The following is an 18,445-nucleotide window of genomic DNA, read 5'->3' as shown; positions in this document are numbered from 1 at the left end:
CGCCGCCGAGCTGGGCCGCCCCTGACCAGGTCAGGGGCGGCCCGCGACGGTCAGTCGTCCTCGTCCAGGTTGTGCTCCACGCGCAGTGCAGCCGCCTCCGCTGGCCGATCGAGCAGGTTCAGCACCCGAACCAGCAGCCAGGCCGTCTGGCGGACCTGCCGCGAGCCGGCCGGCAACCCACCGAGTACGCGGCGCAGCAGCGGCTCCGCCTCGGCCGGCCGTTCCAGGTACAGCAGCAGCTCACCGACGAGGATCTCCACCTGGGCGGCCTCACCGAACGCCTCGATCGACCGCAACCGGTCCGGCACCCCGGTAAGCCGGCCCAACGCCTCGTCCAGCCGGTTCTCCCCGGTGAGCACCCGCGCCCCGGCCTCGGCCGCCATCGCCAGCTCGTACGTCACCGCCGGTTCGGCCTGCCCGGCCAACTTCGCCGCCAACCCGTCCATCACCTCGACGGCGCGCAACGCCGCGTCCCGGTCCTCGGCCCAGAACCAGGCGTAAACCTCCCGCCGGCGGGCGCGCAGTTCGTCCAGCGGCAGGTCGCCGAGCCGGTACGCCTCAGCCGCGGCGGCGAACCGCTCGCCCGCCGCCGCGTCCCGGTCGGCGTCATAGAGGACGCCGCCCGCCTCCTCCAGCACCTGTGCCCGGTGCGGGAGGTTGTCCGGTCCATCCAGGTTGCTTGCCAACTGCTCCAGCAGGGCCAACGCCGGGTCGATCTCGCCGAGCCCCGCGTAGACCCCGGCCAGCAGATGCCGGCAACGGTCGGCCTCCGCCTGGGCGCCCAGCCGGTCCAGGCCGAGCACCGCCTCCTCGGCGACCTCGGCGGCTTCGGCGAGCCGGCCCACCACCCGGTACGCGTTCGCCAGCTCCCACCGCAGGAACGCGTCCCCCTCGGCGCCCCGCTCCACGCACAGCGTCACCGCCTCGACGAAGTCGTCCACGGCGTCGACGGCCTGTCCGGCCGACAGCAACGCCCGGGCGCGGGCGACCCGGACCGGCAGTTCCGCGTCCGCCGGTGCCCACTCCAACGCCTCGTCGCAGGCGGCCACGGCATCCGCCGGATCGTCGACCAGCCGCGCGTACGCCAGGCAGGCGCCCGTGACCACCTCGCCGACGCCCAGCTCCCGGCCGATCCGGCGAGCCTCGTCGACGGCGACGCGGGCCTCTTCGAACCGGTTCAGCTGCTCCAACAGGTGCCCTCGGTGCAGCGCGACCCGGGCCGCCAGGTGCCGATCGCCGCCCGCGTCGGCCGGTATCCGGTCGAGCGCGGCGAGGGCGTCCGCCCACCGCTCGCGGTGCAGCAGCGCCAACGCCACCCGGTCGTGTCCGGCCGCCCGCTGCCGAGCATCGCCGAGCCGGTCCAGCACCTCGGCCGCCTCGCGGACCAGCAGCAGCCCTTCCTCGCTGTCCTCGTCGGACCGGGTCAACAGCACGCCGAGCCGCCCGGCGACCGTCTGGGCGGCTACCTCCTCGCCCGCCTCCCGGTACAGCTCAAGCGCCGCCCGACCCAGCTTGATCGCACCACCGATGTCGTCCTCGTCGCCGCGCTCCGCCGCGCGCAGCGCCAGCCGGTGTGCGGACGTGCGGGCGGGCAGCTCGGCGGAGGCGAACCGGTCGTCGAAGGCGGTCAGCGCCGCCCGGAAGGTGGCCCGGTCGTGCCGGCCCCAGCTCTGCTCGGCGAGGTCCAGCAGGTCGTCCGGGCTGGCGTCGGCCGGCATCGTCACGGTGGGTCGTTCACGCGGGTCGACTCGCACTCGCGGGGCCCGGCCCGGCTCGACGACCGGCTCGTCCCCGGCCGGACGGGTCGGGCGGGTCGCCCGGCGGCGCACGCTCGCCGACAACGGCACGTGCTCCCCGCTCGCCTGCACCGCCAACCGGCGGCCGATCCGCTCCGACTGGTGGGTGGTGCCGTTACGCGCGTCGAAGCGGGCGGCCAGAGCGGTAGCGGTCTCCGTCAACTCGTCCGCCAACGACGCCGCCGCCACCTCGGCCGCCGGCCGGCCCTCCGCCGCCCGACGATAGAGAGTCGACTCGCCGGCCTGGCGCAGCGCTGCCGCGGCGGCCGCCGCGAAGTGCATGGCGGCGGCCGGCGACGGCGGCCGGTCCAGCCAGTCCAGGTGCCGCTCGACCAGCTCGACGGCCCGCGCCTCGTTGCCGGTCAGCGTGCAGAACTCGATGTGGTCCCCGATGTCCCACAGGTCGGCGAGGTTGCCCCGCAGCCGGCGGTACGCCTCCCGGTGCGCGTCCCGCGCCTCCTCGGCCCGGCCGGTGCGCAGGTACGGCAGGAGCAGCGCGGTGAGGATCGCCTGCGGCTGCTCGGTGCAGGTGAGGCGACCGGCGAGCACCGGCTCGGCCAGCGCCACCGCCTCGGCGTCCCGCCCGGTGTCGGCGAGGTAGCCCACCTGGCTCGTCGGATCACAGCCGGCGCAGTCGGACAGTTCGTCGCGTGGGGTGGTCTGCCAGAGCCGGTACCAGTGCGCGGCGGCTTCGACGTCACCCACGTGCTTGGCAACCCGGAACCGGTGCTTGTGCACGGTCTGCAGGCTGTGCCCGCCGGCCCGGTAGCGCCGCTCCATGTCGTCGAGCACCGCGTACGTGCGGTCCAGCGGCACCTCGGGAAACTTCAACAGGCCGGACACCATGTACTTGAAGTGCCACAGCAGGTGGTGCAGGTGGCGCTGATGGTAGGGCTGCGGGTCCCGGTCGAACTCGGAGAGGCACCAGGAGAAGGTCACGAAGGACTTCGCCGGCTCACCGCCGTAGATGTAGCCGGTGGTGGCCTGCATCCGGGTGACGAACGCGAGGTGCCTGTCGTCGGAGGCGTCCACCCTGCGCAGCAGCTGCTCCAGCGCGGCGATCTGCCCCGCCCCGTACGGCATGTCGGTGACGCCGCGCAGCACCCGCCACAGATCCTCGTCGCTCATGCTCACTCCCGTCCCGGGACAGCCCGGCCGAGCAGGCCGAGGAAGGAATCGTTCAGAAGCGCGGCGTCGGCCGCGCGGATCGGATGGTGGCCGAGCAGCAGCGCCTGCCCGTACAGCGCCTCGACGGCGAGGCCGACCAGCTCCGGGTCGCTGAGCATGGCCACTCGTCGTACCAGCGGGTTGCGGTGGTTGAGCACCAACTGCGGACGGTCTGGCGGGGCGGTTGCGGCGAGCGCGTCGAGCACTCCACCCCACAGCTCGTCGGCCCGGTCCCGGCTGGCCGCCAACTGGTCGTTGAACGCCGCCGACCGGCTGACCAGGTAGAGCGCGGGCAGCGAAACCGGGTCGTACGCCCGGATGACCACCTCGCAGCCGGACCGCTCGACGGCCCGCTGCGCCGCCGCGAGGAACGGTCGCAGCGCCAACTCCACCTGCGGGTCGAGCGCGTCGAAGCGGGTGGTGAGGTCGCTCGGCTCCAACCGTTCGATCAGCACGGAGCGGTCCACCGCCGGCAGCCGCTCGATCAGCTCGGTGTCGTACGTGTAACCGGCGTTGACCACCGCCAGGTCCTGCGCGGCGGCCACCGCGGCGAGCTGGCGGAACTCGTCGAGGCTCGCCGCGTAGCGGACCACGCCGTAGCGCTCGCGGAACTCGGCGAGGGTGAGCGTGCCGACGTTGGTGTCCATGGGCCACCACCTGTCGACAAGTCGGAGCATCTCGTCGTCGTGCAGCGCCAGGGCCTTCACGCCGAGGTGGTGCACCTGGAGGAACTCGGCCAGGCGGTGCGGGTCGTGCCGCGCCAACCGGACCAGCCAGCCGCGCACCTGGTCGCCGAGTGCTTCCCGGGTCGCGGTCAGCAGAGTGTCCTCGTAGAGGGCCTCCCGGCTGGCGGTCGGGCGCAGCTCGGTCGCGTCCACCACGCAGTGCGCGAAGAACGCCCACTCCGGCAGCAGCCCATCGGCGTTCTCGGTGAGCAGCATCCGCTTGAGGTAGACGCGGTGCCCGGCTCGGGCCGCCGGGTTCACCGGGGTCGGCAGGATGACGGCCACGCCGGTCAGCCCGGCCTCCGGCACGGCCAGCGGCAGGACGTCGAACGGGTCCACGCCGAGGGTTTCCCGGGCGTACCGGATCAACGCCGCGCGGTCCAGCGGCGCACCTGGCGTGGTCGGCCAGGGCGGTTCCCCGGTGGTGGTGACGACGTCGCCGACGCGGACGGTGACCGGCAGCAGCGCGCCGAAGATCCGGGCCAGGTCGGTGACGGTCGGGGTGGTGAACCACTGGTCCGCGTCGCGGCGGGGCACCAACGTGACGGTGGTGCCCGGCTCGGCGCGGGCTGCCTCGGGTGGGGCCACGGTCACCGCGTAGCGGCCGTCGGCGTACCCGGTCCAGCGCACGGTGGGGTGGTCGCCGTGCCGGGTGAGCACCTGGATCTCGTCGGCCACCAGGAAGCAGGAGAGCAGGCCGATGCCGAACTGGCCGAGGAATTCGTGCCGGGAGAAGCCCAGCTCGTCGCGCTTCGAGCTGCGACCGATGGTGGCCAGCAGCTCGTGCACCTGCGCCTCGGTCAGGCCGATGCCGGTGTCGTGCACCCGCAGCGTGCCGTCGCCGGTGCTGTCCTGGGGTTCGATGCGGACCAGCGCCGGCGCGTCCGGCTCGACCCGTCGTCGGGCGGTGATCGCGTCCACCGCGTTCTGGAGCAGCTCGCGGACGTAGACCCGTGGGCTGCCGTAGAGGTGATGACTGAGCAGGTCGACCACGCCCCGTAGGTCGACCTGGAAAGTGTGATCCACGCCTGATTTCTCCCCGGTCCCGATGCCGGCGCCCACCGTACCGATGATCACCGACAGGCGTGGCCCCCTTTTTGCCGGCGGCTTGACCCTCGACCCGGTCGAACCGGCACGGTCGCCGGCATGACACCTTCCGTGCTGGGCCGGGACTTCCGGCTCCTCTGGTCCGCCGCCGTCTCGTCGCGGTTCGGCGACGCGCTGCGTACCCCCGCACTGGCCCTGTTGGCCGCGACCGTGACCCGCGACCCCCGGGTGATCGCGGCGGTCACCGTGGCCGGCCAGGTGCCACCGCTGCTCTTCGGTCTGCTCGGCGGCGTGTACGCGGACCGCTGGGATCGCCGGCGGACGATGGCCCTGGTCGACGGGGTACGGGCCGCCGTGGTGGCCGCGTTGGCCGTGGTGGTCGCGCTCAACCAGGTCAGTGTCCTGGTGTTGCTGGTGGCGGCGTTTGTGTTGGCCGCGTTGGGCACCCTCTTCGACTCCGCCTCGTTCGCGCTGCTTCCCGCGTTGGTGCCGCCGGACGCGCTGCCTCGGGCGAACGGCCGGCTCCAGGCGGGGTCCGCGGTGGCCGGTGGCTTCCTCGGGGCCCCTGCCGCCGGTGTCCTGTTCGCCGTCGCCCCGGCCGTCCCGTTCGCCGTCGACGCCGTCACCTTCGCGGCGGCCGCCCTGCTCGTGCTGGCCCTCAGCCCGCCTGCCGCCGCAGGAGGGCCTGGGACGGCACGGCCGCGCGGCGCGGTGTGGAGCGAGATCGGGGCGGGACTGCGCTGGCTGCGCGCGCACCGGACCCTGTGGCGGGTCACCCTGCTCGCCGCCGCGAGCAACCTGGCGATCAGTGGAATCATGGCGGTGCTGGTGCTCTACGCGCTGGAGGTGCTGCGGGTGCCGCCGGCCGGCTACGGGCTGTTCGCCGCCGCCGCCATCCTCGGGGGCGTGGCGGGGGCGCTCGGGGCGGCGCGGCTCGCCGTCTCGCTCGGCACCGTCGCGGCGCTGCGCGCGGTGCTGGCCGCGCAGACCGTGGCGTTGACCGGCTTCGCGCTGGCCCGACACCCGGTGCCGGGTGGTATCGCGCTGGCTGTCTTCGCCGCCGGCACGGTGGTGTGGAACAGCCTCTCGGCGTCGTACGGGCAGCGGCACGTGCCGAGCGAGCTGCTCGGCCGGGTCGGTGCGGCCCAGCGGATGGTCGGTCTGCTCACCGCCCCGCTCGGGGCGGCGCTCGCCGGGCTGGCCGCCGCGGCGTACGGCACGGTGCCGGTGGCGGGCGCGGCGGCGGGGACGTTCGCGCTGGTCACCCTCGTGGCGTGGCGGACACTGCGGCCTGCCGCGCCCGCCGTACTGAGCCGCAGCGGAGCTGCCTAACTCGGCGTTGGCGCACGGTGGGACAACCCGGACAGGCGCAGCGCGATCCGCCGTCGGACCGGTGGGACGGCACCGACCAGTCGGAGCAGCACGTCCCGGGCCGGTCGGCCGGCCGGGGAGACAGCGGCCATCCTGGTCAGCCCGGCGGCGAAGCTCAGCACGTCCTCAGCCATCGGCCGCTGCCGGGCGTTGTAGTCGTCGAGCAGCGTCTCGGGCCCACCGTCGAGCACGTCCGCCACGGCGGTGCCGAGCGCTACCGCGTCGCAGATGCCGAGGTTCATGCCCTGCCCACCGGCGGGGCTGTGCACGTGCCCGGCGTCCCCGGCCAGCAGCACCGGCCCGGCCCGGAAGGTGTCGGCGATCCGGTGGTGCACCCGGAATCGGGAGCCCCAGAGCACCTCGGTCACCCGGTCGGGTCGTCGTGCCGGGCCGCGTTCGTCGAGCAGCGCCTGAAGGTAGGCCGCGTCCGGCTCGACTGGGGCGGTCTCCACGGCGGCGACCAACCGGACCACGCCGTCGGGGAGTGGTGCCCAGACCAGTGGCCCGGAGCGGGCGAGGAAGAGCGCCGCCTCGTCGCGGGGCAGCACGCTGCGCACCCGCACGTCGGCGAGGACGAAGGACTCCTCGTCGCTGCTCCCGGTGAAGCCGATGCCGGCCAACTGTCGGACGGTGCTGTGCAGGCCGTCCGCGCCGACCACGAACCGGGTGCGCAGCTCCTCCCCGTCGACCTGCGCGAGCATGCCGTCACCAGCGCGGCTCAGCCCGGTGAGCTGGCGCGACCGTCGTACCTGGACGCCGAGCTCGGCCAACTGTTCGGTGAGCACGGCTTCGGTGACCGCCTGGGAGATCAGCAGCGCGTAGGGGAAGCGGGACGGCAGGTCGTGGAACGGCACCGACAGCAGCAGCCGGTCCCGGTCGCGCACGGTGAAGCGCGGCGTCCGCACCGCCTGGGCGATCAGCGGCGCCGCGGCGCCGATCCGGTCCAGCACCTCCAGGGTGTACGCGTGCACGACGGCGGCGCGGGAGGTCGTCGGCGGCGCGGCCAGCCGGTCCAGCACGGTCACCTCGACTCCGCGCCGGGCCAGCGTGAGCGCGGTGGCGAGACCGGTGGGGCCGGCCCCCACCACCAGGACGTCGGTGCTCGTGGGCAGCATGGCCACCTCCGGAAGACCGTTGCCAACATATGTTGGCAAACACTTGTTGGCAACGTTAGGACCCTCCCGATTGCGTGTCAACACTTGTTGGCATACGGTCGTTGGCATGACCTCGTCCGTCCCGTCGACCCAGCCCCGCCGATCCGACGCCACCCGGGCGGCGATCCTGCGAGCGGCCCGCGAACGGTTCGCGGCGGACGGCTACGAGCGCGCCACGATCCGGGCCATCGCCGCCGACGCCCAGATCGACCCGTCGATGGTCATGCGCTACTACGGCAGCAAGGAAGGGCTCTTCGCGGCGGCGGCCGAGTTCGACCTCCGCCTGCCCGACCTGACCTCGGTGCCGCCCGCTCACCTCGGCGAGGTGCTGGTCCGGCACTTCCTCGCCCGCTGGGAGGGCGACGAGACACTGGTGGCGCTGCTGCGGGCCGCCAGCACCAATCCCGGCGCGGCCGAACGCATGCGCGGCATCTTCGCCAACCAGCTCACCGCCGCGGTCGCCACGTTCGGCACCGACCCGGCGCTGACCGCCCGACGGGCCGGCCTGGTGGCCAGTCAGATCCTCGGCCTCGCCTTCACCCGCTACATCGTCCGGCTGCCGCCCATGGTGGAGACCAGCCCGGACGAGTTGGTCTCGTGGGTCGCGCCGACCCTCCAGCGCTATCTGACCGGAACGCCACCGAGCTGACCCAACCTTTTCCCACCTCCCATGCGTCTGCCAGTTGACGCGCACACCGCGACGGCCGGGAGGAGGGCGGATGGCGCCGGCGAAAGACGACGGACGCGACGGTTACCTCGCCTTCGTGGAGACCCACCAGCACCGGCTACTTCGAGCGGCCTACCTGATCTGCGGCAACCAGCATCAGGCCGAGGACCTCCTCCAGGACGCGCTGCTGAAGCTGGCGCTGCGCTGGTCCTCGGTCCGCAACGGCGACCCCTCCGCGTACGTGCGGGCCATCCTCTACCGCGACTCGGTGTCGTGGTGGCGTCGCCGGCGGCGGGAGTGGCTCAGCGCGGCCCCGCCGGACCAGGTGGCCCACGACCGGGACGGCGCGCTACGGCTGACGATGCGCAGCGCGCTGGGTCTGCTGCCACCACGGCAGCGGGCCGTGCTGGTGTTGCGCTACTACGAGGACCTGACCGAGGTCGCCACCGCCGAGGCGCTCGGGGTGACCGTCGGCACCGTGAAGAGCCAGTGTCACGCGGCTCTGCGCCGGCTCCGCGAGGTCGCCCCCGACCTCGCCCGCGACGCCCGACCGAGTCAGGGCTCGGCCGATCTGGCCAGCGGTCTGGAGGTGAACCCGTGAACGAGCAGGATCTGCGCCGACTGTTGACCGTCAGCGTCGAGGACGTGCTGCCCAGCCAGCCGGCCGCCGCCGGATGGGAGCGGGCTCGACGGACCCGGCGGACCCGGCGGGCCGTCGCAGTGGTCGCCGTGGCCGTGGCACTGGTCGGTGGCGGCACGGTGGCGGCGCTGCGACCACCCGCCGATCCAGCACCGGTCGGCCCGACGGCGACCCCGACCGCCGACCCCACCCACGCGGGTCCGGTGCAGAAGCCGCCCGCCGAGCTGACCTACCCGCCCGATCCGCTGGCCCGGCTCGGCGCCCCAGCGACCGTGCCGCTCTCCGAACGACCGGTCCAACGGGCGTTGGCGCTGTTCCAACCGGTCGACGAGGAGAACCGCGCGGACGGCCCGGTCCGGGTGCTCGGCAACGACGGCGTGGTGCGCAGTCTCGATGTGGTGGCGGTGAAACCGACCCGGGACGCCAGCGGCAACGAGGCACCCGCGCTGAAGCCGGGAGTGCTGTCGCCGGACGGCCGGACGGCCGCGTTCGCCCAGTACGGCGAACTGGTCATGGTTGACCTCACCACCGCGGACGTCCGCCGGATACCGCTCTACGGCTACCTGGAACTGGTGGTGTGGGCGAACGACCGGGTGCTGGTCGGGGGCGACGACCGAACGTACGCGGTGGACCGGGTCACCGGGGAGGCCAGCACGATCGACGTGTTGACCTGGGAGTTGATCGCACCCGACCCGGCCGCCGGCGCGCAGGCACCGCTGATCGATGTGTACGGCGAGCGGACCAGCCTGAAGTTGCAGAGCCGGACCGCCCGGGACGGCCAGCTCCGCTCCGAACAGCCGGTCACCACCTCGGCGCTGCCCTCTCCCTACCAGATCAACGAGTTCTACGGCCGGGGCTGGTTGCACGGTGAGCGCCTGGCCCGCGCCGCCTGGATCACCAACAGCGAGATCGACGGTGCCGAGGCGGCAGCGGTGCTGGACGCGCGGACCGGTGCCGTGCTCCACGTGCTCGACCTGGGTCGCGATCGCGGCAAGGGCTGCTGCGAGGTCCTGGGCTGGGACAACAAGGGTGCGGTGCTCCTGCGGCTGGAACCGGCCGCCCTGGCGCGTTGGCACCCCGAGACCGGCGAGATCACCGGCATCGTCCGCGACCTGCGCGGCAGGATCGCACTCGCAGGCTGACCACCGCGCAGGCGGCGGCGTCTCGACGTGATCGACCGGTGGCCCGGCGGTCAGGCCGCCAGGCCGCCGGGCTGATCGCCCTTGACCACGGGTGCCCGGACCAGATTGCCCCACTCGGTCCACGAGCCGTCGTAGTTGCGCACCTGCGGGTAGCCCAACAGGTGCCGCAGCACGAACCAGGTGTGGCTGGACCGCTCGCCGATCCGGCAGTACGCGATCACATCGTCGTCCGGGCTCAGCCCGAGCTGGTCGGCGTAGATCGCCTTCAGCTCGTCGGCCGACTTGAACGTGCCGTCCTCGTTGGCGGCGGACTTCCACGGCTTGCTGACCGCGCCCGGGATGTGCCCGCCGCGCAGCGCACCCTCCTGCGGGTAGTCCGGCATGTGCAGCATCTCGCCGGTGTACTCGCCCGGCGACCGGACGTCGACCAGCGGCCGGCCGGCGGCGACGTGCGCCATGACCTGCTCGCGGAAGGCCCGCAGCGGCGCGTCGTCCCGCAGCGGCACCGGGTAGTCGGCGCGCGGACGAGCCGGCTTGTCGCGGGTCAACTCGCGCCCCTCGGCAACCCACTTCTGCCGACCGCCGTCGAGCAGTCGCACATCGGCGTGGCCGAAGAGCGAGAAGACCCACAGGGCGTACGCGGCCCACCAGTTGAAGTTGTCGCCGTAGAAGACGACCGTGTCGCCCCGACCGATGCCCTTCGCGGCGCACATCTCGGCGAAGCTCTTGGCGTCCAGGTAGTCCCGGGTCACCTGATCGTTCAACTCCAGGTGCCAGTCGACCTTGACGGCACCGGGGATGTGACCGGACTCGTAGAGCAGCACGTCCTCGTCGGATTCGACGACGACGAGGCCCTCGTCGCCCAGGCGCTCGGCCAGCCACTCGGTGGTGACCAGCCGCTGCGGGTCCGCGTACGAATGGAGGCGGGGATCGGGATCGTTCGGCACAGACATGATCCCCAAGGTACGCCGGATCGCCGCTGACGACCGCTGTAACGGGACCGGCCCACCACCCGCACGGGATGGTGGGCCGGCCGATGCAGGCCGCTCGGTTACCGCCCCGACTCGGCCTGGGGAGCTTCGACCTGGCCGGGGCCACCCGCCGGGCTGCTCGGCGGCAGGTCCCCGACGAGGATGAGGAAGCTGGCCGAGTCGGACTGGGTGCCGTCCCGGTCGACGCTCCAGACGGTGAGCGGGGCCAACCCCGCCTTCGTCGGCGTCCAGGTCACCGATGCGGTGCCGTCGGCCGCCGCGGCCACGGTGCTGGTCACCGTGCCGAAGCGGTAGCGGTAGCTGACCACGTCGGATTGGCGCGGGGTGAAGGTGAAGACCCCGGGAATCCCCGGGCCGCCGCTGGTGACACCCGGCTGGTAGACCGTCGCGGAGATCTTTGGCGCCGTGCTCAGCCGGAAGGTGCGCACCGCCGTCGCGGTCACACCGGTGGCCGTGACGCTGGTCACGGAGAGCGTCCGGTTGCCTGCCCGGGTGGCGGTGACGGTCAGCGTGGCGGTGCCGTCGGCCGCTGCCTCGACCGTCTGCTCCGGGTCGCCGTCCAGCTGGAACCGGTAGCGGACCACCCCGGGCATCTGCGGTTGGACGGTGAACGTGGTCGGCACCCCGACCTCGGTGAGTGTGCCGGTGATGGTCGGGGCGACGTCGCTGGCCCGGAATTCGTACCTCGCCTCGGGCGACCGGTTTCCGGCCGCGTCGAGGCTCGACACCACCAGGGCGTGCGGCCCGTCATCAGGGCTGAGCGTGACCGTGGCCGAGCCACCGGCCCGGTCCGCCGAGACCGTCCCGACGACGCCGCCGTCCAGTTGGTAGCGGAAGCCGACCGCGTCCGGAGTCGCCGCGGCGTCGAACGTGAACTGACCGGGCAGGGCCGGGTGCCAACCTTCGGTGGGGAAGTCGGTGGAGGTGACGATCGGCGCGACCGCCGGGCCCTCGAAGTCGGTCCGGAAGTAGCAGAGGCCACTCCACTCGCCGGTCGCCCGGCTGTCCGCCGCCCGTACCTGCCACGCGTAGACCCGGTCGTGGGTGAACGTGTCGCTGGGGAAGACCGCGGTGTCCCGCTCGCCGTCGTGACCGAACCCGGTCCGCTCGACCCGGGCCGCCGGCTCGGCCACCGGCCAGAGCGCGAAGGTGGTGTTCAGCAGGTCGCTGCCAGCGTCCTCCTGGTGGTTCTGGTCGTGCAGGACGGCGGAGAGCCTCAGGTCGTCGCGGAGCTGAAGCTGGTACGGCTCGGTGGTCGTGCACGGCTTGTCGGAGGTCTGCAGATCGGTCGGCACGCCCGGCGGGTGGTTGTAGTCGACCGAGATGCCGACCGCGCTCGCGTACCGGCGGCTCAGCGTCGGATCCGCCTCGGCACCGGCTGGCAGCCGAAGCGCGAGGGTGAGCGTCGACGCGCCCTCGGCCAGCGCCTGCCGCAGCCCTTCGGCCGCATCCCACTCCACGTAGGGCGCGGGGCAGTCGGCGTCGGCCGGCACCGTCGCCGTGGCCAGCTTCGCCAACTGGGCTGGCGGCTTCGCCCAACTGGACTTCGCGGTGTACGGCGCGGTGCGCCACAGCTCCACGCCCGGACGCGTGGTGCAGTCTACGGCGGAGGTCTCCTCGGCGGTGAGGAACGCCCCCTCGATGTCGGCACCCCGGTAGCGGGTGATGTCGAACGTGAAGTAGGCACGGGACGTGTGTCGTCGCCCGCGATCGTCTTTCCAGGAGCCGACCGGCACGTCGCCGGCCTGGTCGATGGTGATCTTTGTGGGCCGGTGTGCGTCGGTGTAGGCCCAGGAGTTGTTCGGCTCGTACCGCACGTCGTTCGCGGCGGCCGGCCCGGTCGTGAGCGTGAGCGCCCCGGCGGCGACCGCCACGGAAAGCCCCATGGCCAGCAGTGCCCGACCCGGTCTTACGGATGTCGTCGTGCCAGGTATGAGGGTCATCCCTCATCCACCTCCCCGTTGTCCCCGCCTTCGGATCAGCGGGGGCAGCGGATGCTATCGAGTAGGGCGGACATCGGGCGACCCCGATTTGGGCAAAGGCGCTCCACAAGGGAGGCCATCCCCGGTCAGGCGCGGCGGTGGACGATCCGGCCGGCGACCACTGTGACCAGACAGGTGCCGTCGACGCCGTGCACCGCGAGGTCGGCCCGCCCGTGTGCACGCAGCGCCGGCGGCACGGCGGTGGGCAGCACCAGCAGGTCGCTGCGCTCGACGGCGGCCCGCAGCGCCGGGTCGGCCAGGTGTTCCGCCAGCACCGCGGTCACCCCGGTACGCAGCAACGCGTGCACCCGCTCGCGCGGGGTTGGCGCGGGCGGCAGCGGACCGTCGTGCAGCAGACCCGGCCCCAGCGTGCCGGCCCAGCGGCGAACCCGGGCACCGGCGTACGCCGAACTCAGCTCGGCCAGCGGGCCGACGGCCTCGACCCGGTCGCCACTGACCAGCACGGCGTGCTCCGGCACCGGTTCGCCGTCCTGGTCGACGCGCAGCAGTGCCGCGGTGTGCAGGGTGAGCACGGTCAGTCGACGAACGGGCTGAGTTGCGGACGCTTCGCCGTCACCGTGTCGCCGGACGACCGCCCGGTCAGCCGCCGCTTCACCCACGGCGCGAGGTGCTGCCCAGCCCAGCGCAGGTCGGCGGCGCGGGCGGCCAGCCACGGCGACGGTGCCGGGTGCGGCGGGACCATCAGCCACTCCTCGTCGCAACCGACCCCGAGGGCGTTCAGCACCTGCCCGGCAACCCGCCGGTGGCCGGCCGGGGAGAGGTGCAACCGGTCGGTGCTCCAGAGCATCGGGTTGAGGAACGTGTCGTCGGCGTACAGGTCGACCATGATGGCGCCGTGCCGCTCGGCGGTCTCACCGACCGCCTGGTTGAGCAACTGCACCCGGGGGGCGACGAGGCGCTGACCGGGCAGTCGGGCCATCACGTCCGCGAACCGGAAGAGGAGCACGTCCGCGCCGCCCGAGCGCAGTTGCCGGACGACCTCGTCGAAGCGGGCGACCAGCGTGTCCGGGTCGAAGGTGCGGCGCAGCACATCGTTGCCACCGGCCGCGAAGCTGATCAGATCCGGCTTCATCGCCACCGCGGAGGGCACCTGCTCGGCGACCACGCTGGGAAAGAGCCGGCCCCGGATGGCCAGGTTCGCGTACCGGAAGTCGGGCCCGGCCTCGGCGGCGAGCCGGGTCGCCACCAGGTCCGCCCAGCCCCGGAAGGTGCCGTCCGGGTACGCGTCGTCCATACCCTCGGTGAAGCTGTCCCCGACCGCGACAAAACTGCGCCAGCGCACCCGCGCCTCCCTCACCCCACTCGTTGCCTGCGGCGACCAGTCTGTCACCGCCGCAACGGCCGGTGCCGCCCGAAAGGTGTGGGCCGTGCCACCCGGGGGCGGGGCCAGAACCGCCGGACGAATTGCGTCGCCGGGCCGCCACGACGGGCCTAGGCTTCGCGGATGCTGCTACGTATGTCGACCCTGTTGCTGCGGACTCTGCGCGAGGACCCGGCCGACGCGGAGGTGCCGAGCCATCGGCTGCTGCTGCGCGCCGGCTACATCCGTCGTGCCGCACCGGGCGGCTACACCTGGCTGCCGCTGGGCAAGCTGGTGCTGGATCGGATCACCGATGTGGTGCGTGGTGAGCTGTTCGCGATCGGCGACCAGGAGGTGCACTTCCCGGCGCTGCTGCCCGCCGAGCCGTACCGGACCAGCGGCCGCTGGGCGGAGTACGGCGACCTTCTCTTCACCCTCGCCGACCGGCGCGGTGCCGAGCACCTGCTGGCGCCCACCCACGAGGAGATGGCGGCGCTGCTGGTCAAGGATGTGTTCACGTCGTACCGGGACTTCCCGGTGACGCTGTTCCAGGTGCAGACGAAGTTCCGGGACGAGGCGCGGCCCCGGGCCGGTGTGCTGCGCGGCCGGGAGTTCCTGATGAAGGACGCGTACTCCTTCGACCTGGACGAGGCGGGGCTGCGTGCGGCGTACGCCCGGCATCGCGCCGCGTACCAGCGGATCTTCGACCGGTTGGGTCTGGACTACACCGTGGTGCACGCGATGTCAGGGGCGATGGGCGGCTCCGCGTCGGAGGAGTTCCTCGCCGCGACGCCGGTCGGTGAGGACACCTTCGTGGGTTGCACGGCCTGCGACTACGCGGCGAACACCGAGGCGGTGGTCACCCGCGCGCCGAGCGCCGGTGACCCGAACGCGCAGCCGGCCGTCGAGGTGCACGACACTCCGGAGACCCCGACGATCGCGAGCCTGGTGGAGTTGGCGAACGCCCGCCGGTTGGGCGGGCGGGACGGCTGGACAGCCGCCGACACCCTGAAGAACGTGGTGCTGTCCGTCCGTCAGCCGGGTGCGGACCGGGCCGAGCCCCTGGTGATCGGGCTGCCCGGTGACCGGGAGGTCGACCTCAAGCGGGTCGAAGCCGCCCTGCACCCGGCCCAGGTGGCCGTCTTCGAGGAGTGGGCCGAGCATCCCGAGTTGGTGCGCGGCTATATCGGGCCGCAGCTGCTCAACAAGTTGGGCATCCGGTACCTGGTCGATCCCCGGGTGGTGGTCGGGTCAGCCTGGCTGACCGGGGCGAACGAGCCGGGCCGACACGCGACCGACGTGGTGTGCGGACGGGACTTCACCCCCGACGGCACCATCGAGGCGGCCGACGTCCGCGCCGGCGACCCGTGCCCCGACTGCGACGCGGGGGAGCTGACCATCCGGCGGGGCATCGAGATCGGGCACATCTTCCAGCTCGGCCGCCGCTTCACCGACGCCTTCGCGGTCGACGTGCTCGGGCCGGCCGGCAAGCCGGTCCGGCCGACCATGGGTTGCTACGGCATCGGGGTGTCCCGGGCGGTCGCGGCCGTCGCCGAGCAGCACCACGACGACCGGGGTCTGGTCTGGCCGGCGGCGATCGCGCCGTGCGACGTACACCTGGTGGTGGCGGGGAAGGGCCCGCAGCTCGACGCGGCGCTGGAGCTCGGCGGGCAGCTCGCCGCCGCCGGCCTGCGGGTGCTGGTCGACGACCGCACGCACGTCTCGGCCGGGGTCAAGTTCACCGACGCCGAGCTGATCGGCATCCCCCGGGCCGTCGTGGTCGGCCGCCGACTCACCGAGGGGTACGTCGAGCTGCGCGAGCGGGCCGGCGACGGGCGCACCGAGCTGCCGCTCGACGGTCTGGTGGACCGACTCGTCCGCGAGGTGCGCCAGGACCGTGGGAATCTGGTGTAGCGGCGGCGTCACGGGGTAGTGCAGTCGGATCGGGTGGAACGTCTGTGGAGGCTCTCATGTCCGGTTACCGGGTCAGTGACGTGATGACCAAGCAGGTCGTGTACCTGCCGGCCGAGACCACCCTGGACGAGGCGGCCAGGGTGATGAAGGAGGCCGACATCGGTGATGTGGTGGTCACCGACGGCGCCAGCCTCGCCGGCATGCTCACCGACCGGGACATCGTGGTGCGGGCCGTGGCGGAGAACAGCTCCCCTGCGGCCACCACCATCGGCGCGATCGTCACCCGTGAGGTCGTCATGATCGAACAGCACTGCACGGCGGGCGAGGCGGCGGCGCTCATGCGGGAGCGGGGCATCCGACGGGTGCTGGTCTGTGACAGCGACCGCAAGCTGGTCGGGATCGTCTCGCTCGGCGACCTGGCCATGCAACTCGACCCGACCAGCGCGCTCAGTGAGATCAGCGAGCAGTCGCCCACGGTGTGACCGGGCCGCCCGCCCGGCGGCGGTAGCCTCGACGCATGGCTGACATGCCGGCCCGACTGGCCGAGATCGTCGACGAGTTCGCCGCCGCGCCGCGCGACCTGGTGCTGGAGATGCTCCTGGAGTACGCGGACGTCATCCCGGTGCTGCCGGAGGGCACCGTCGAACGCGAGGGCATGGAACAGGTGCCCGAGTGCCAGACGTCGTTCTTCCTGCGCGCGAAGGTGACCCCGGAGGGCACCGTGACGACGATCTTCGACTGCCCGCCGGAAGCGCCGACCACCCGGGCGTTCGCCGGGATCCTCGCCGAAGGGCTGGCGGGCGCGAGCGCCGAGCAGGTGCTGGCCGTACCGGACGACCTCTACCAGCGGATGGGTCTGGCGCAGGCGATCAGCCCACTGCGCGTACGCGGTGGCACGGCGATCCTGGGTCGCCTCAAGCGGCAGATCCGGGAACAACTCGGCTGACCTCGAAGTTGCCACCGATCATGGAGATCGAGATCTACGCGGACGTGATCTGCCCGTGGTGCTACATCGGCAAGCGCCGCCTGGACGAGGCCCTCGCCAGCTATGCGGGTGAGGTGACGGTCCGCTACCGGCCGTTCCAGCTCGACCCGTCGCCGGTGCCCGAGCCTCTTCCGCTGGTGCAGGCGTTGGCCGGCAAGTTCGGCGGCCCGGAGCGCGCCCGGCAGATGGTCGCCCACGTGACCCAGGTCGCGGCGGCTGACGGGCTACGACTCGACTACGACCGCGCGGTGATCGCGAACACCTTCGACGCGCACCGACTGGTCTCCTGGGCGACCGACCAGGGCAAGGCGGCCGAGATGGTGGAGGCGCTCTACCAGGCGCACTTCAACCAGGGGGTCGACGTCGGGTCGCGCGAGGCGCTGGCGACCCTGGCCGGTGAGATCGGCCTGAACGCCGCCGACGCGCGCCGATTCCTCGACTCCGACGAGCGCGTGGCCGACGTCGCGGGCGAACTGGCCGCCGCGCGGGACCTCGGCATCACCAGCGTGCCGACCTTCGTCCTGGCCGGAAAGTACGCGGTCTCCGGCGCCCAGGAGGTGCAGACCCTGCTCGCCGCGCTCACCGAGGTCGAGCAGCGCGAGGCCGCCGCGCGCTGACCAGATCGACATCGGTGATGTTTCACGTGCAACAACATCGATGTCGGTTACTGGTCAGGCCGGCTTGGCCAGGCCCTCCACCACCTGCGCACCGGGCAGTGCGCCCAATGCCGGCCCCGGCAGCGCGATCTTGCTGTGCCGTACGCCGGACCCGACGATCACGTGCGGGGTGGCGACCACCCGCGCGTCCACCAGGATCGGCCACTGCGCCGGCAGCCCGATCGGGGTGATCCCGCCGTACTCCATGCCGGTCAACTCGACCGCGTCCGCCATCGCGGCAAAGCTCGCCTTTCGGACGTCCAGCGCCCGGCGGGCCACCCCGTTCACGTCGGCGCGGGTGGTGGCCAGAATGATGCAGGCCGCATAACGGACCACGCCGTCACGCTTGCCCGCGACCACCACACAGTTGGCCGACACGTCCAACCCCACCTCGTACGCCGCGCAGAACGCCGCCGTGTCGGCGAGGTCGGCGTCGATCGGCGCGACCAGCACCTCGTTGACGTCCACCGGCGCGTCGGCCGGCCACTGCGCGATGGCCTCCGCGACCGGCGGGGCGAGTAGGTCCAGGCGGGTGCGGGCCGGTTCGGTCTTCAGCGTTCCCATCACGGGTGCGATCTTCGCATCCGTGATGCGGAACCGCCCGACGGCTCCCCGGCCGCCCGGTGACGCCACCGGCCCGGGCCGGATCGATCCGGCGCTCAACTGCCGGCGAGGAACGCGTTGTCGCGCATGAAGGAGCGGTCGCGGGCTGCCGCCAACTCCTCTTCGCGCTGGGCCTTGGCCCGTTGCAGCTCCAGATCCTCGAACGCGTGCCGGACACCCAGCCGGATCACGCCGTAGAGGAAGACGAAGCCGAAGACGTAGAGGATCACCGTGGTGACGACAGCGAACATGGCGTCACGGTAAGACGAACGTGAACCGTTGT

Annotated in this window: 17 protein-coding genes; 8 read left to right on the top strand and 9 right to left on the bottom strand. The window is 72.7% G+C overall.

Annotated features, from left to right (window positions below; translation table 11 throughout):
• Positions 1-50 precede the first annotated feature (50 nt).
• Entirely contained in the window at positions 51-2,924 is a 2,874-nt protein-coding gene (locus tag EV382_RS25525; RefSeq protein WP_130405903.1) for a hypothetical protein, read from the bottom strand.
• Between the two features lie 2 nt (positions 2,925-2,926).
• Positions 2,927-4,714, bottom strand: a complete 1,788-nt coding sequence (locus EV382_RS25520; RefSeq protein WP_130405901.1) for an HSP90 family protein — start codon at positions 4,712-4,714, stop codon at positions 2,927-2,929.
• A gap of 120 nt (positions 4,715-4,834) precedes the next feature.
• Here EV382_RS25520 and EV382_RS25515 point away from each other — a divergent pair, with 120 nt between their 5' ends.
• A complete protein-coding gene (locus EV382_RS25515; protein ID WP_130405899.1) occupies positions 4,835-6,067 on the top strand; it encodes an MFS transporter in 1,233 nt (410 codons plus the stop codon).
• Here the strand turns inward: EV382_RS25515 and EV382_RS25510 are convergent.
• Positions 6,064-7,221 carry an FAD-dependent oxidoreductase gene (locus EV382_RS25510; RefSeq protein WP_130405897.1) on the bottom strand — a complete coding sequence of 386 codons (1,158 nt, stop codon included), beginning with the start codon at positions 7,219-7,221 and terminating at the stop codon, positions 6,064-6,066. The genes EV382_RS25515 and EV382_RS25510 overlap by 4 nt on opposite strands.
• A gap of 106 nt (positions 7,222-7,327) precedes the next feature.
• On the opposite strand from EV382_RS25510, the gene EV382_RS25505 reads away from it, so the two are divergent.
• From EV382_RS25505 to EV382_RS25495, 3 genes are all read left to right on the top strand, one after another.
• On the top strand, positions 7,328-7,909 hold the full coding sequence (locus EV382_RS25505; RefSeq protein ID WP_130405895.1) for a TetR/AcrR family transcriptional regulator: 582 nt from the start codon (positions 7,328-7,330) through the stop codon (positions 7,907-7,909).
• Positions 7,910-7,979: 70 nt separating this feature from the next.
• Complete coding sequence (locus EV382_RS25500) at positions 7,980-8,528, top strand: SigE family RNA polymerase sigma factor (protein ID WP_130405893.1); 549 nt, start codon at positions 7,980-7,982, stop codon at positions 8,526-8,528.
• Complete coding sequence (locus EV382_RS25495; protein WP_130405891.1) at positions 8,525-9,709, top strand: hypothetical protein; 1,185 nt, start codon at positions 8,525-8,527, stop codon at positions 9,707-9,709. The genes EV382_RS25500 and EV382_RS25495 overlap by 4 nt, the downstream gene beginning before the upstream one ends.
• A 50-nt stretch (positions 9,710-9,759) precedes the next feature.
• On the opposite strand, the gene EV382_RS25490 is transcribed toward EV382_RS25495, so the two are convergent.
• From EV382_RS25490 to EV382_RS25475, 4 genes are all read right to left on the bottom strand, one after another.
• On the bottom strand, positions 9,760-10,662 hold the full coding sequence (locus tag EV382_RS25490) for a sulfurtransferase (protein WP_130405889.1): 903 nt from the start codon (positions 10,660-10,662) through the stop codon (positions 9,760-9,762).
• 98 nt (positions 10,663-10,760) lie between these two features.
• Positions 10,761-12,644 (bottom strand): hypothetical protein, encoded by a 1,884-nt coding sequence (locus EV382_RS25485; RefSeq protein ID WP_130405887.1) that lies wholly within the window; start codon positions 12,642-12,644, stop codon positions 10,761-10,763.
• A 125-nt stretch (positions 12,645-12,769) separates the two neighbouring features.
• Complete coding sequence (locus tag EV382_RS25480) at positions 12,770-13,216, bottom strand: imidazolonepropionase-like domain-containing protein (RefSeq protein ID WP_130405885.1); 447 nt, start codon at positions 13,214-13,216, stop codon at positions 12,770-12,772.
• Positions 13,217-13,218: 2 nt separating this feature from the next.
• Positions 13,219-13,986: an SGNH/GDSL hydrolase family protein gene (locus EV382_RS25475; protein WP_130405883.1), complete on the bottom strand. Its 768-nt coding sequence runs from the start codon at positions 13,984-13,986 to the stop codon at positions 13,219-13,221.
• Positions 13,987-14,148: 162 nt separating this feature from the next.
• Between EV382_RS25475 and EV382_RS25470 the strand changes: the two genes are divergently transcribed.
• From EV382_RS25470 to EV382_RS25455, 4 genes are read left to right on the top strand one after another with little or no spacing between them, the layout of a single operon-like run.
• Positions 14,149-15,918 carry a proline--tRNA ligase gene (locus EV382_RS25470; RefSeq protein ID WP_130405881.1) on the top strand — a complete coding sequence of 590 codons (1,770 nt, stop codon included), beginning with the start codon at positions 14,149-14,151 and terminating at the stop codon, positions 15,916-15,918.
• 56 nt (positions 15,919-15,974) lie between these two features.
• Entirely contained in the window at positions 15,975-16,400 is a 426-nt protein-coding gene (locus EV382_RS25465; protein ID WP_130405879.1) for a CBS domain-containing protein, read from the top strand.
• 35 nt (positions 16,401-16,435) lie between these two features.
• On the top strand, positions 16,436-16,864 hold the full coding sequence (locus tag EV382_RS25460) for a SufE family protein (protein ID WP_130405877.1): 429 nt from the start codon (positions 16,436-16,438) through the stop codon (positions 16,862-16,864).
• Positions 16,865-16,884: 20 nt separating this feature from the next.
• A complete protein-coding gene (locus EV382_RS25455) occupies positions 16,885-17,520 on the top strand; it encodes a DsbA family oxidoreductase (RefSeq protein ID WP_130405875.1) in 636 nt (211 codons plus the stop codon).
• 54 nt (positions 17,521-17,574) lie between these two features.
• Here EV382_RS25455 and EV382_RS25450 read toward each other — a convergent pair whose 3' ends face one another.
• Both EV382_RS25450 and EV382_RS25445 read right to left on the bottom strand, forming a co-directional pair.
• Positions 17,575-18,123 (bottom strand): YbaK/EbsC family protein, encoded by a 549-nt coding sequence (locus tag EV382_RS25450; protein WP_130409191.1) that lies wholly within the window; start codon positions 18,121-18,123, stop codon positions 17,575-17,577.
• 95 nt (positions 18,124-18,218) lie between these two features.
• A complete protein-coding gene (locus EV382_RS25445; RefSeq protein WP_030331904.1) occupies positions 18,219-18,413 on the bottom strand; it encodes a hypothetical protein in 195 nt (64 codons plus the stop codon).
• Positions 18,414-18,445 lie beyond the last annotated feature (32 nt).

It is taken from the genome of Micromonospora violae (assembly GCF_004217135.1).
Lineage (GTDB): Bacteria > Actinomycetota > Actinomycetes > Mycobacteriales > Micromonosporaceae > Micromonospora > Micromonospora violae.
Note: the sequence above shows the minus strand (reverse complement) of the source record. Positions and strands in the feature narration are given on the sequence as shown.

Bases quoted from the DNA above. Each gene is read 5' to 3' on its own strand.
- EV382_RS25510 (WP_130405897.1), bottom strand. From the start codon at position 7,221: ATGCTGCCCACGAGCACCGACGTCCTGGTGGTGGGGGCCGGCCCCACC.
- EV382_RS25500 (WP_130405893.1), top strand. From the start codon at position 7,980: ATGGCGCCGGCGAAAGACGACGGACGCGACGGTTACCTCGCCTTCGTG.
- EV382_RS25490 (WP_130405889.1), bottom strand. From the start codon at position 10,662: ATGTCTGTGCCGAACGATCCCGATCCCCGCCTCCATTCGTACGCGGAC.
- EV382_RS25525 (WP_130405903.1), bottom strand. From the start codon at position 2,924: ATGAGCGACGAGGATCTGTGGCGGGTGCTGCGCGGCGTCACCGACATG.
- EV382_RS25455 (WP_130405875.1), top strand. From the start codon at position 16,885: ATGGAGATCGAGATCTACGCGGACGTGATCTGCCCGTGGTGCTACATC.
- EV382_RS25445 (WP_030331904.1), bottom strand. From the start codon at position 18,413: ATGTTCGCTGTCGTCACCACGGTGATCCTCTACGTCTTCGGCTTCGTC.
- EV382_RS25505 (WP_130405895.1), top strand. From the start codon at position 7,328: ATGACCTCGTCCGTCCCGTCGACCCAGCCCCGCCGATCCGACGCCACC.
- EV382_RS25485 (WP_130405887.1), bottom strand. From the start codon at position 12,644: ATGACCCTCATACCTGGCACGACGACATCCGTAAGACCGGGTCGGGCA.
- EV382_RS25465 (WP_130405879.1), top strand. From the start codon at position 15,975: ATGTCCGGTTACCGGGTCAGTGACGTGATGACCAAGCAGGTCGTGTAC.
- EV382_RS25515 (WP_130405899.1), top strand. From the start codon at position 4,835: ATGACACCTTCCGTGCTGGGCCGGGACTTCCGGCTCCTCTGGTCCGCC.
- EV382_RS25450 (WP_130409191.1), bottom strand. From the start codon at position 18,123: ATGGGAACGCTGAAGACCGAACCGGCCCGCACCCGCCTGGACCTACTC.
- EV382_RS25460 (WP_130405877.1), top strand. From the start codon at position 16,436: ATGGCTGACATGCCGGCCCGACTGGCCGAGATCGTCGACGAGTTCGCC.
- EV382_RS25470 (WP_130405881.1), top strand. From the start codon at position 14,149: ATGCTGCTACGTATGTCGACCCTGTTGCTGCGGACTCTGCGCGAGGAC.